The organism is Acetobacteroides hydrogenigenes, assembly GCF_004340205.1.
Classification (GTDB): Bacteria; Bacteroidota; Bacteroidia; order Bacteroidales; family ZOR0009; genus Acetobacteroides; species Acetobacteroides hydrogenigenes.
The window spans coordinates 32,679-45,724 of sequence record NZ_SLWB01000020.1 but is presented as its reverse complement, the minus strand read 5'-3'; the positions used below and the strand labels follow the sequence as shown (position 1 = coordinate 45,724).

11 protein-coding genes are annotated in these 13,046 nt (G+C 46.8%); 8 read left to right on the top strand and 3 right to left on the bottom strand.

The window, feature by feature from the left end; translation table 11 throughout:
• Positions 1-389 precede the first annotated feature (389 nt).
• The gene (locus CLV25_RS15125; protein ID WP_131840506.1) at positions 390-1,133 is read right to left on the bottom strand and encodes a hypothetical protein; all 744 of its coding nucleotides are present in this window, start codon (positions 1,131-1,133) and stop codon (positions 390-392) included.
• 400 nt (positions 1,134-1,533) lie between these two features.
• Between CLV25_RS15125 and CLV25_RS16225 the strand changes: the two genes are divergently transcribed.
• From CLV25_RS16225 to CLV25_RS15105, 4 genes are all read left to right on the top strand, one after another.
• Positions 1,534-3,153 carry a 2Fe-2S iron-sulfur cluster-binding protein gene (locus CLV25_RS16225; protein ID WP_317129334.1) on the top strand — a complete coding sequence of 540 codons (1,620 nt, stop codon included), beginning with the start codon at positions 1,534-1,536 and terminating at the stop codon, positions 3,151-3,153.
• A gap of 16 nt (positions 3,154-3,169) precedes the next feature.
• Positions 3,170-3,724, top strand: a complete 555-nt coding sequence (locus CLV25_RS15115; RefSeq protein ID WP_131840505.1) for a DUF6705 family protein — start codon at positions 3,170-3,172, stop codon at positions 3,722-3,724.
• A 295-nt stretch (positions 3,725-4,019) separates the two neighbouring features.
• The gene (locus CLV25_RS15110; RefSeq protein WP_131840504.1) at positions 4,020-4,571 is read left to right on the top strand and encodes a DUF6705 family protein; all 552 of its coding nucleotides are present in this window, start codon (positions 4,020-4,022) and stop codon (positions 4,569-4,571) included.
• 524 nt (positions 4,572-5,095) lie between these two features.
• Positions 5,096-5,752, top strand: coding sequence for a hypothetical protein (locus CLV25_RS15105; RefSeq protein WP_131840503.1), 657 nt, complete (start codon positions 5,096-5,098; stop codon positions 5,750-5,752).
• Positions 5,753-5,882: 130 nt separating this feature from the next.
• Here CLV25_RS15105 and CLV25_RS15100 read toward each other — a convergent pair whose 3' ends face one another.
• Together CLV25_RS15100 and rlmH are read right to left on the bottom strand one after the other, a co-directional pair.
• Positions 5,883-9,563, bottom strand: a complete 3,681-nt coding sequence (locus CLV25_RS15100; protein ID WP_131840502.1) for a sensor histidine kinase — start codon at positions 9,561-9,563, stop codon at positions 5,883-5,885.
• Positions 9,538-10,011 carry a 23S rRNA (pseudouridine(1915)-N(3))-methyltransferase RlmH gene (rlmH, locus tag CLV25_RS15095; protein WP_131840501.1) on the bottom strand — a complete coding sequence of 158 codons (474 nt, stop codon included), beginning with the start codon at positions 10,009-10,011 and terminating at the stop codon, positions 9,538-9,540. The genes CLV25_RS15100 and rlmH overlap by 26 nt, the downstream gene beginning before the upstream one ends.
• A 351-nt stretch (positions 10,012-10,362) precedes the next feature.
• Between rlmH and rplM the strand changes: the two genes are divergently transcribed.
• From rplM to tsf, 4 genes are all read left to right on the top strand, one after another.
• A complete protein-coding gene (rplM, locus tag CLV25_RS15090) occupies positions 10,363-10,818 on the top strand; it encodes a 50S ribosomal protein L13 (RefSeq protein ID WP_131840500.1) in 456 nt (151 codons plus the stop codon).
• 5 nt (positions 10,819-10,823) lie between these two features.
• The gene (gene rpsI, locus CLV25_RS15085) at positions 10,824-11,210 is read left to right on the top strand and encodes a 30S ribosomal protein S9 (protein WP_131840507.1); all 387 of its coding nucleotides are present in this window, start codon (positions 10,824-10,826) and stop codon (positions 11,208-11,210) included.
• A 155-nt stretch (positions 11,211-11,365) separates the two neighbouring features.
• Positions 11,366-12,187 (top strand): 30S ribosomal protein S2, encoded by an 822-nt coding sequence (gene rpsB, locus CLV25_RS15080; RefSeq protein WP_131840499.1) that lies wholly within the window; start codon positions 11,366-11,368, stop codon positions 12,185-12,187.
• Between the two features lie 34 nt (positions 12,188-12,221).
• Positions 12,222-13,046, top strand: a complete 825-nt coding sequence (gene tsf / locus CLV25_RS15075; RefSeq protein ID WP_131840498.1) for a translation elongation factor Ts — start codon at positions 12,222-12,224, stop codon at positions 13,044-13,046.

Genomic DNA, 13,046 nt, shown 5'->3' with positions numbered 1-13,046 from the left:
CCTAGGGGATTAAACTCATTTCCCTCTTGGTCTTCTTTTCCTCAAGAACAATCAAACACCTTCTTTTGTCATTTCTTAAAGGTAAAAGGGGATAAACTGCCATGATTATGCATTAGGCTTTGAAAAAAATCCTTAGCTTGACAGCTAGCGCCTTCAACTTCGCCATGGTGTTTACGGGATAGCCTTACGACTCTTTTTACCAATCCATGCCGACTTTTCGTTGTGCATCTATTTTACGTTTCGATTTTATTCCTTCATACGTAGCTTTGACGGCAATTGCTGCAGCAGCCTTATCTGCAAAAAAATAGGCGGAAGTCCTTACAGTAGACTTCCGCCCTTACAGAAAGGAGGTGTGGCTCACGCCAGACCTTGGTATTTTATGGTAAGAATTAGATTAAATTCTTCTGAAACTCTACCTTGGCCACCTGCTTGTACTCGGGGCTCGACTGGCCGAAGATGGCCTTTACGTAGAGCTTGGCGGTAAGGCAAAGATCAACCAGCCCCTTGTCGGGCTCGTAGAGCTCGCGGTTGCGGGCCGCGCGGGCGGCATCGAGGGCGGCAATGGCCGCGTTCACGGCGTTGTTCTTGGCGCGCAGCTCGGTGGCGTAGGCTCTAACGGCTTCGAGCTTGAGCTCGGGCTCGTTGGGCGCGTACTCGGGCGTGGTGGCCAGCAGGTTCACCAGCTCGTCGAGGCTGTCGGTCAGGCTGTCGAAGCTCTTGTGCGACACCGAGACGGTTTCCGCCTTAACGGCCACCTCGCCCTGGGCGGTGGGCTTGGGCTCGGGGAGGGGCTTGGCGCGGCTTCCCCTAAGCTTACGGATAATGGTGGTGGCGTTGGCGTCGATATTCTCGGAGGTGGTGGAGGCCTTCAGCGTGTTAACGATTCGGGTGGTGAGCGGTAGCAGCCCCTTAAACGCCTCCTCGCGGGCGGAAGCGGCCTGGAAGAAGTTTCCCTGTGCAAGGCTTACGTCGTTGATGGACTTACGGCCGGCGGTTACCTTCGCCTGCAGGGCCGTAGTGGCAATGGCGGGGTTGCTGGGGTTGTACTTGGTGCCAAATGTGGCGATGATTGCGATTAGGAATTCGGCGTTGTCCACGTTCTTGGCGTTGCCGGTTTCTGTGGTACTTGTCATGATACTTAATTGTTTGTGGTTGTAAATATTTTGAAAACGTCTTAAAGCTAATAGGATTAACTTAAATAACCAAAAATATTTGATGAAAAAATTAGCTACAACCGGCAACTTTTTTCTGCTATGTGGCTTATAGTGCGGGTGGAAGGGGTTTGGGTGCGGTTTTTCGGTTAAGGGATGGGAAGGGTGGGGCGGAATTGGTAAGTTTGGGGGACAAGTAGACGATGCTGTAACCGAAGCGAATTCGATGGCTAAAAGCTTTGGCCACCGTGATTGTGTTTGGGCTTTCAATGTTAAGCAAATGTGCGATTACGATAAAAAAATATATACTATTATCAAGCAATCTTAATTTTTTTCACAGTGAAAAATGCTTCATGTTTGCGCAATAAATCTTTTTTAACACATGAAAATAAAGCACATTTTCGCACTTCTGCTAGTAGGTATTGCTTTCGTAGGCTGTCATAAAGAGGGCATTGAGCCTGAAAACAGCAAAGAGAAGGAAGCTATTCGAGCAAGAAAACAGCTGTTTCAAGATCTTTCGTCGCTCGCTGCCGCAAATCGGATGCTAGCCCTCACCGACTTCAAAAGCACTTCAGAGAACCTAACCAGCAAGGATCTTGAACGAACGGATGCGGACATTGACCGCCTCGTCGAGTACTTCTTCAGAGTGACCCACAACAGCATGCTTCATGAAAAAATTGTTCGCTACACGGTAGATAAGGACAGCCGCTTTTGGAGCACCAAAGAGGATGCGGCCATTGCGGACTACGAAGCTAAAGTACGGGAGCTTCGCTCCCGAGCGATCTTCGCGATGTGGAACTGTACCACACGAGCCTCCCTGCTCTCGGAAATTGAAGCGTACCAGAAGCAGAGGAACCTGCTGTTTCGAAGCACATCTGCCGACAACCAAGCGTACGACACCAAGGTGTCCGAGCCAAGCTGGCATAAGGCGAAATATTTGAAGTCGGCAAAGGTTTACAAGGTTACGCTTATTTTACCATGGGGTACATATGAAATAGATTGCCGAGATGATCAGTATATTCTGGATGCCGCTGAAGAGAACGGAATATCGCTACCGTACAGCTCGCGTGCTGGCGTCGAGCCTTCGTCTGCCGGCTTGCTTGTTTCGGGATCTGTTGATCAAAGCGATCAACAATACCTCGATCGAGATCAAATAAGCATGGGATTTGTTTTGCTTGATGTAGCCTACCCAAAAAGCGATTGTTCCATAAAGACCCATATGGAGGAGTTACTTTTCAAAACTATGCCAATACCAATGACAGGTGATATTGATGAACTGGTGATAATTGGGGAAAGACCATACAACCCTGATCCAAATACCGATCCCAATCCCGACCCAGATCCAGATACTAACGAACCGAATGGAACAGGTGGTCCCTTTATTATACCAAATCCCATACCCTTCGATCCATGTTCTATGGCAACAAGAATTGCAAGTACACCTAACTTATCAACTTATATTAAAGAACTATTGCAAAATGCCAAAACAAGTAATGTTGAATTTGGAACTGTAATAAACAATAGAGGTATCTGTACGCCGTATACTGGATTAGCGGATAATTGTATTGTGGGAATGTCTCTTAATACCTACGTAGCAACAATGATACATAGCCATCCAAGCCAATGTGGGGCTATATTTTCTGCAGGTGATATTAAGGTAATGTGGGATGCATACAGGACAGGACATGCCGATCCTGCATCTTTTAATTATGGTGTTGCAACATCATACAATACCGTTTACTTCCTAAGCATAGCTGATGGTGGAAAATTTGCTGCTTTTGCGAAAAATTGGGGTTTGACAAACGGCTATGGGGCGTTGGAAGGGTTTTTTAATGAAACTTTTAAAAATCAAGTTTGGGATCTAAACTCCTACGAGTTGGAAACAAAATTTTTGCAATTCATAGATAACGCTGGGCTGATGCTTTTTACCAAAATAACTGACGACGATTACGACCCGCTGACTAGAGATGGGCTGGGTAACCCCATAAACATAAAATGCTAGCCATAATACGAACCCAATGATAGAAAAAGCTCTGAAGCTGCTGCTAGGTGGTTTTCTAGTGGCAAGCACGCTGGCGTGCTTCGGCCAGCAGCCATTCCGATACTACAAGCAGGAAGGTGCGGTGGGTCGCTATGTTGGCACCTGGCAAGCCAAAACGGACACCAGCTGCTTTACCCTGAAGCTCTTTAAGTGCCGTGTGGTTTATGATGACTACGATGTTGAAGGGGTTGGCGGCACCTACGAGTACACCCTTAACGGCAAGCTGGTGTACAGCTGCCTAAACCTTCAGCAGGATACCGTTTGTAAATGGTTTAGCAAGCGCTTGCCTATTACTGCGGCCAACTACCAAACAGGAATACCCGATTCCGTTTCATTAGTATTATCTTTTAGAGATTGGCTAAAGAATAAAAGTACTTTTGGACGAATTACCATAAGTAATGGTTTTTTGGAATGGCAAATTCGACATTACAGTGACCATCATTCGCTTACTATAGATGGAAAACCTATCTCACCTCCCTTGTCAGAGGGTTGGTCTGTTCCAATAAGAGCTATCCTACGAAGGGTGGAGTAGCTAAGGTTTCTCTGTTAGGACGAGGCACAGCCTCGTCCTAACACATCTTAACTGGCAAGAGCCTGCACCAAACAGAATCAGCTGCACTACTCGGTGAGGGCTGATTATTGCTTTTTACCCCTGACATGGTTTGAAAACATATGCATTCGTGAGCTGGAAACAAAATTTTTACAATTCATAGATAACGCCGGACTGATGCTCTTTACCAAAATAGCTGACGACGATTACGACCCGCTAACCAGAGATGGGCTGGGAAACCCCATAAACATAAAATGCTAGCCATAATACGAACCCTATGATAGAAAAAGCTCTGAAGCTGCTGCTAGGTGGTTTTCTAGTGGCAAGCACGCTGGCGTGCTTCGGTCAGCAGCCATTCCGATACTACAAGCAGGAAGGTGCGGTGGGCCGCTACGTTGGCACCTGGCAAGCCAAAACGGACACCAGCTGCTTTACCTTGAAGCTATACAAGTGTCGAGAGGTATTCTACGAATACGACGTTGAAGCAATTTGCGGCACCTATGAGTATACCCTTCATGGTGAGATTGTGCACGGCTGTCTAGACCTTCCACAGGATACGGTATTTAACAGCAACAGTAAGCAACCTATATCTGCGTCCAACTACAAAAGCGGGATTCCCGACTCAGTTTCATTAGGTGTATTCTTTAAGGATCCGTTAAAGGGTAAAGTGACATATGGTAAGATAGCAATAAGAAATGGGCAGTTAGAGTGGAAAATTCGACCTTACGTAGACCATCTCTCACTTACTATAGATGGAAAACCTATCTCACCTCCCTTGTCAGAGGGTTGGTCTGTTCCAATAAGAGCTATTCTACGAAGGGTGGAGTAGCTAAGGTTTCCTTCCAAGACATTGCTAGAGGCAGAGGGAGGAAAAGGTGACGATAGGTTAACGCTGTTCGACGTAGTATAAATGCACGAGGCTCGAAGGAATATGTAAATGGCTACTTCGAACTGCGTTTCCGTCGAAACATGTAGTGGCCTTAGACCGCAATTATACGAATGCACACAAGCGCAGCCTTACCACGGCTGCGCTTTACGTTTTTGAGAGGGGTAGAGCCGCCATGCTGGCGGCTCGTATGGCTGATGTAGAGTGAGGGTGTATGGCATGTGCCCCCACGAGTTGGCGCTGTCTTGGCCCATTTCGATTCGGGCTTTGGGGGATGGAGGAGAATTTTATCAGCTAACGTGTACTATTTAACAGCTAAAATACTAATTTTAAGGGCAGCTTATTTTTACCTGCAGCTTGGATGTTGCTGCATCGTTACGGCGAATGTGGAAACGTCGAATTGGCTTAATGGCTTTTGCATGCAGGTGGTAGGACCCCGATTGTTTGTATAGGTTAATTATTTTGGTATGGTTACAATGCTTTCTGATGGACGGAATAGTAGGCTTGAAGTTAAGCAGGTGCTAAACGATCTGTTTTCGCGCAGCCGAAAGGGCGAAATCGTTGGGCTAGCGGGTGGTGATGGTCGAGAGAAAAAGTCGTTGTTTGGCCCCACCTTTGGCTCTCTTCAAGCAGATCGCCGATTCGTAAAGGTTGGCGATAGTCCGCTTGTACGGATATTTAATTCGAAGATGCGTGTTGCCTGCTTGCCTCAAACCAGCTTTTTCCAAAGAAATATAAAGGTGAGCCGGATGCTGACGCTGGTATGCGGGGCAAAGATGGCTGCACAAGCTGCCGAAAGCAGCTTCGTAAAGCCGCTTTTAGAGAGCAAGGGCTACCAGCTTACGGATGGGCAACGTCGCTTTCTGGAAATCGTCATGCTGGTGTACCTAAACGTTCACCTTGTTTTGCTGGAAGACCCATTGGTTGGGATCGACCCCCAGTATAGGGATGAGCTAAAGCGAATCATCGAGGAGCAATCGAAGGAGAAATGCTTTTTTGTTTCCGGCGAGTATGGGGGTATGGCCGATATCCTCACAAAGGAGATGTGGATAACCGAAAGATTCGCTCAAGAATCTTTCGGAACGAGTATGATACAGCTTTGGGGAAACTCTTTGGTTTTATGAAGGGCACTAGGAGAGCCGTATAAACCACAAAATAAGCGCAGCCATACAATGGCTGCGCTCTTTGTTTTTGGAGGGGTAGCGCCGCCATGCTGGCGGCTCATATAAAACGAGGGGCAAATGTAATTCGCCCCTACGCGGGTGCCGTAACGCTAGGCAGCTCGATGTAGAACGTTGATCCCCGATCAACCTCCGACTCGAACCATATGGTACCGTTGTAGGCCTCTATCAGGTTCTTGCAGATGGCCAACCCAAGCCCCGTTCCCGACGACTTGGTGGTGAAGTTGGGGGTAAAGAGCTTCGGCTTAACCTCGTCGGCGATGCCCTTGCCGTTGTCCTTAACCGATAGGGTTGCCTTGCCCATTTCTTCGATTACCGTGATGGCGATGATGGCGGTTTTATCGTCGTCTACCGATTGTATGGCATTCTTTACCAGGTTAACGATAACTCGTTTAAGGTGCTCGCGGCCTACCCTTACGTTTACAGGAGCATTGGGCATATTAACCTCGAAGTTGAGGTTGGGGAAGCCGTCGAAGATAGGGAGTATCTCGTTTACGGCTGCGCGGAGGTCTAGAATGGTGATCTGCTCGTCGAAGTTGATCTTGGCGAAGTCGGAGAACTCGTTGGCGATCTTGGCCAGCGAGTCGATTTGCTCTACCTGCGAGGCGGCAAAGCGGTCGAACTGCTCCAGCCAGCGCTCATCCTTCTTACCCTTGAGCATCATCAGGTACTGCAGGCTCAGTTTCATGGGGGTAAGCGGGTTCTTTATCTCGTGGGCAATCTGGCGGGCCATCTCGCGCCAGGCTAGGTCGCGCTCGTTGTCGGCCAGCAGCTTCGCGCTCGACTCTACCTGCAGGATCATCTTGTTGAACTCCACGATCAGGTCGCCAATCTCGTCGTTTTGCTTATAGGGGATGGGCTCGGGGTTCGTCTTTAGGTCGAAGATGCGCATGCGGTTGCGGATCTGAGCCAGCGGACTGGTGATGGAGTTGGATATGAGTACCGCAATCAGGATTACCGGAAGCAGCAGCAGGATGAAGATGTTGGCTATGGTGATGGCGATGGTGTAGAGCTCCTTGCGGAGGTTGTCGTACTGCAGGAAGTAGGGTAGGTTGACGTAGCCGATGAGCTTGCCGTTGCTGTCGGAGATGGGCGAGTACGACGAGGTGTAGGTCATGTCGCCGATCTTTTCGTTATCCACAAAAAAGCCATCGTAGATAAGCGCAAGGCTTTTGTACGCCTTTGGCGACATCTTAAAGCCTTGTAGACCGTCGTAAAAGATTTCGGGGCGCGATGTAGCCACCAGCTCGCCGCTTATATTGTAGAGGTTTACGTCGACGTATAGGTAGTTCGATATCTTAACGAGCTCGTCGGTGAGCGACTCGGAGCTTGGCGTGTAGAGCGCGTTGTACACGGCCGGGATGGCGCTCTTCATCTTATCCTGTATGGTTTGCTCCTTGTAGGCCTCAAAGCGCTTGATGCCGTAGGTTAGCGATACGGCAGCCGTAAGTATCAGAGTAACGATGAGCACCACCACAAACGAAAGGGTTATTCTTCCTTTAAAGGATTGCAGCGATAGGGTGTCGTCGAGAGGAAAACGGCTAAACTTGAGCACCAGAAGTCCTACTAGTACCAGCGAGATGAAGATGTAGGAGAAGCAGGAGGCAATGTCGAAAAGGTTTAGAATAGGCCTCGATATCACCATTGTGTTGTGCTGGTCGAAGCGGTAGTATAGGTTAGAGTAGCCTTTTTGAGGGCGTACCTGAATGCTGTCTTTTTTAGTGGGAGGCTCTATTATAAATGGGTAGGAGTAGCTACCGTTTTTGGCAACCAAACTGCTGTCGAAGTAGTGGGCGTACTCGTAGTCCCTATAGCCCTTAACGCGCGGTTCGTTTTTCTTAAGAAGTAGCTCTGGATAGCCGGGGTTGCTACTGATGGTTTTAACGTTGAACTCTACGTATAGCGATGTGAGCCCTTTGCTGCAGAGGTAGTCTATTTGCCCAATGTACCAAATCTCTCCGGGGAAGTTGCGGATAAGGTAGAAGGCCGAGTTCTTAATCTTTGAGCCCTTTTGCTGGAAGATGTCGTTGAAGTACTTCTGGCAGCTGGTGGTCTTCTTTTCGTTGGGTAGGAAAAGGTTTGCCTTTACGGGGCAAATGGTAATGCGTAGGTTATACTTACTCGGGTAGCCTCGGAGTACATTTTTCTTGATATGCTGGTAGATGATGCTATCGTTAGCCGAGGGGTTATGTATGAGCTGATGGATGGTCTTGTCCTTTACGATCTGTTGGGTAAGCTCGGGTAGGGAAGCCTCAAATATGGGGTCCTTCTCGTTGTAGAGCGATTCGGCAAACTCGATGCGATTGCGTTCGTCCTTTATCACCACAAAATGGCAGATGACGGTTGATGTTGCTACAGCCCAAAGTATCAGAATTAGGGAAATGTCGCGGATGCCGATGCGCATGTAGGCCTTGAGCCTGAAGAGAAAGATGGCATAGGTGACAAGAGTGGCCGCAAAAAAGATGGCAATAGACGAGTCGGTTAGCGCAAGGATGCCCGAAACGATCAAAAGTGGGATGGCAAGTATTGCCGCTTTAGTTCGGGTTGGTATCTCCCTAAAAAGCCTAAAGAATAGGTTGGAAAGGAGTATAATGCTAATGATGATAAGCGCGATTATGAGGTATATTATCAGCGAGTAGCGGCTAATTTCCGAAATCTTTATTACGCCAAACGAAACAGAGGCATGGCTTACAAGGCTCGATACAATTAAATGCGCTGCAAGTACAATTAGCGATAGGAATAACGAAAGAAGAGCTGCAAGCGGTTTTAGGAATCTTCGTCTCTGTATTTTATAGTCTACATAGTGCCTGTATATGGTGGAGCAGAAGGATATAAAGATTAGCGTATAGGCTGCTAGTACGGCAAGCGATGATGCTCCTTTCGAGGTGTAGAGCTCGGGCGAAAAGAACGTTAAGGATGAAGGGAAGGTGGCAAGTGTATTAACAAGAATAGCGCAGATTGCGCTCCAGCCAAGTAGCGAGAAGAAGAATAGCCGAATATTCCTTTTAAAGGATATCGATTGGATGACGAGCCAACCTCCAATAATTAGGAGAATGAGCGATGTGTAGATAAGAGCATCCTTAATGGGATTGGGTGTGGAGATGTTCTTATCCTTTTCGAGTACAAAAACAGGCGTATCTCCAGCCCTAACAACAAATGTATTCTTTGTATTAGGGGCAGCAGTGGAGCTTCTGCTTATCTTAAAGTATGCGGGTATGTCTAGTATGGGGTTAAACCTATTTTCTAAAAACTTATTGGTAAAGCGATACCTTTTTTGAACCTCAATGCTTATAATTGCCGATTTCCCTTTGTGCTTAAAGCGGGATGCGAGAAACCATCCGTCGTTGAAGCTGTAGAGGCGCATGGTGGTGTCGATGCGGGCAAGCATTGAGTCGGCAATGTTGGGGATGGTACTCCATGCAGCCAGCTTCGTACTGTCGCAAAGGAATATGCCTATGTTTTCCTTGTTTAGCTTCGAAATGGTTCTGTCGTCGAGTATATCGAATGCCGCTTTTTGCGAGGTGTCTTTGGTACTGAACCAGGCCTTGGCTATTTCGCGAAGCAGCTCCTTTTTGTTGAGTATAGTACTCTCAATCTTTTTGATGTTGCTGCTGTTGTAGGTAGATAGGCGCGGTGCGAATTGTGCCGATAGGTATAGCACAACAGCCGCTAGGATCGCAGCTATGCCTACGAAAAACGTCTTCTTTCTTCGAATGGTTTTTCTTTGCTTACTTATGGTGGTAGGGTTCTCCATTAATTATTGTAAAAGCTCTGTATAGCTGTTCTATAAAAAGAAGTCTAACCATCTGATGCGAGAAAGTCATTGCCGATAGCGAAAGCTTAGCGTTGGCCTTGGCGTAAGCCTCCTTCGAAAATCCGTATGGGCCTCCGATGACGAAGCTGATCTTTCGAGTTCCTGCAACCTGCCTTTTCTCGATTAGCTGTGCAAAGTCAACTGACGACAGTGACTCTCCTCGTTCATCGAGCAGTATCACAAAGTCGGAGTCCTTAATTTGGTTCATAATCAGTTCACCTTCCTTCTCCTTCTGCTGTTCTTCGCTGAGACTCTTGGTACTTTTCAAGTCGGGAATTACCTTCATCTCAAATTGGCAGTAGTGCTTTAGGCGTTTAAGGTAGATGTCTATACCCTCTTGAAGGTATTTCTGGTCACTTTTCCCGACGAGTACTAGGTCTATTTTCATAACGTATAAGCCTTGCGTCTAATGTAGTTAAAAAAACTGTTATTAAGGTGTAGCAGCGTCTTGAATTCAAGGTGCTGCGTAATTTGGGGCAAACTTAGGACATTGCAAATCCGAAAGCAAGCTTGTTGGCTGCAATTGGGGCTCTAAATTGGCGTTTGAGCATCCCTATTGGGGTGACGAAGGTTTAGAGTTTTCTCGGATTTGGAGGCGATCTGTTAAAATGTAATGTACAGAAAAACAAAACGGTGAGCAATTCTTTGTGGTTTTAAATATAAGTTGTATTTTTGCAAGCCCCATAAAGTGGGGTTGGATCACAGTTATAACAGGTATTAACCAAAAATTTACAGTAAAGTGGACGCACTAAGTTACAAGACTGTATCTGTCAATAAAGTATCTGCTCCGAAGGAGTGGGTTGTGATAGATGCAACCGATCAAGTAGTGGGCCGCCTTGCATCTCAAGTTGCGAAAATTCTGAGAGGTAAGCACAAGCCTTCATTTACTCCAAACTCTGATTGTGGTGATAACGTAATCATCATTAATGCAGAGAAGGTGCGCTTTACCGGTAGCAAGCTTACCGATAAGGTGTACGTTCGCCACACCGGATACCCTGGTGGACAACGCTTTGCAACTCCTGCAGATATGCTAAAGCGTAAGCCTCTTTTCGTTGTAGAAAAGGCCGTTAAGGGTATGCTACCAAAAAATCGCCTTGGCGCTGCGTTGTTCCGTAACATGCATGTATATGCTGGTGCAGAGCATCCACACGAGGCTCAACAACCAAAAGTTATCAACGTAAAAGATCTTAAGTAATGAGCATGGAAGTTGTTAACACGCTAGGAAGAAGAAAAGCGGCTGTTGCTCGTATTTACATGACCCCTGGGAAGGGTGAGATCGTAATCAACAACAAGCCACTAGAAGTTTACTTCACAACTGGTGTACTTCAGTACACTGCAACCCAAGCCCTTTTGCTTACCAACCAGCTTGGTAAGTTCGACATCAAGGTTAACCTCGATGGCGGTGGCGTTAAGGGTCAAGCAGAGGCGCTTCGCCTTGCAATTTCTCGCGCACTTTGCGAAATCGATGCTGAGAACCGTTCGGTTCTTAAAGCTAACGGCCTTCTAACTCGCGACTCTCGTGTTGTTGAGCGTAAGAAGCCAGGTCAACCAAAGGCTCGTAAGAGATTCCAGTTCAGTAAACGTTAATTTTTTTTTCTTCCTATTTGTTGCAGACTGGGTTTCAAACCTACGAGACTACCTTCGGGTACTACTTGAGCGTTGCCCTGCTGCGAAAAACTGACGAGACCAGTATGCTACTCGACAGTTGACGAAGAGGTTTTAAACAAGTAAAACACAAAAAAATGCCAAGAACAAATTTCAACCAGCTTCTTGATGCTGGTGTTCACTTCGGTCACTTAAAGAGAAAGTGGAATCCTAAGATGGCTCCTTACATCTTCATGGAGCGCAATGGCATCCACATTATCGACCTACACAAGACCGTTGTAAAGCTCGATGAGGCCGCAAGTGCCCTTAAGCAAATCGCAAAATCAGGCCGTAAGATTCTTTTTGTTGCTACCAAGAAGCAAGCAAAAGAAATCGTTTCGGAAAGAATAAGCCAAGTTAATATGCCATACGTTACCGAGCGCTGGCCCGGTGGTATGCTTACTAACTTCCCAACCATCCGTAAAGCTGTAAAGAAGATGTCTTCACTTGAGAAGATGTCAACCGACGGTACTTTCGAGTCATTGTCTAAGCGCGAAAGACTACAAATTACCCGTCAACGCGCCAAGCTCGAGAAGAACCTTGGTTCTATCGCTGACCTTACCCGTCTTCCAGCTGCACTTTTTGTGATAGACGTTCAAAAAGAAGCTAATGCCGTTCGTGAAGCTAAGAGGCTTAACATTCCCGTATTTGCTATGGTAGATACCTGCTGTGATCCAACACCAATTGACTATGTTATCCCAGCTAACGACGACGCTTCTAAATCAATCAGCCTAGTTATCGACGTGGTTGCTTCTGCTATCCAAGAAGGCCTAGAAGAGCGCAAGGTTGAAAAGGAAAAAGAAAAAGACAGCCAACCTGCTAAGGCTGACAAGCCAGCAAAGGCAAAGGCTAAGAAGGCTCCTGTAGCTGACGAAGCTGAGGTTGAAACTCCTGCTCAAGAAGAGGAGAGTGCTGAATAATCTGTTTTCAATAACCGATAAAAATATTTTAACAATGGCTATTACCGCAACCGATGTAGCAAAGCTACGTAAAATGACCGGTGCCGGGATGATGGACTGCAAGAAGGCTCTTGAAGAAGCTAATGGCGACTTCGAGCGCGCTCAGGATCTTATCCGCGAAAGAGGTAAGCTTATTGCCAGCAAGCGTGCTGACCGTGAGGCTACCGAAGGTGCTGTTATCGCTAAAACTACTGCCGATGGTAAGTTTGGTGCTGCTATCTGCCTAAACTGCGAAACTGACTTCGTTGCTAAGAACGCGGATTTCGTTGGTCTTGCAGAAAGCATCCTTGACCTTGCTATCGAGAAAAGACCAGCAAACCTAGAAGAGCTACTTGCTCTTAACCTAAATGGTCTTTCTATTGCTGACTTGGTAACTGAGAAGTCTGGTGTTACAGGTGAAAAGCTTGGCATTTCTTTCTATGGTAAGCTAGAGGATAACTTCGTTATTCCTTACATTCACATGAATAAAAAACTGGCTACCTTGGTTTCTTTCTCTAAGGTAATCAACACAGAGGTTGCTAAGGATATTGCAATGCAAGTAGCAGCAATGAATCCTGTTGCTCTTGATAAGAGTTCAACTCCTGCTGAAGTTGTTGAAAAGGAGCTTCAAATTGCGAAAGAGCAGCTTCGTCTTGAAGGAAAAGCAGAGGATATGATTGAGAAGATTGCCCCTGGCAAACTCAATAAGTTCTTTAAGGATAACACCCTGATGGCTCAAGACTTCATCAAGGATGCTAAAATGAGCGTAGAGGCTTACCTTAAGAGCGCCGATGCTGAAGCAAAAGTTACAGGTTTCCTTCGCTGGTCACTAAACGACTAA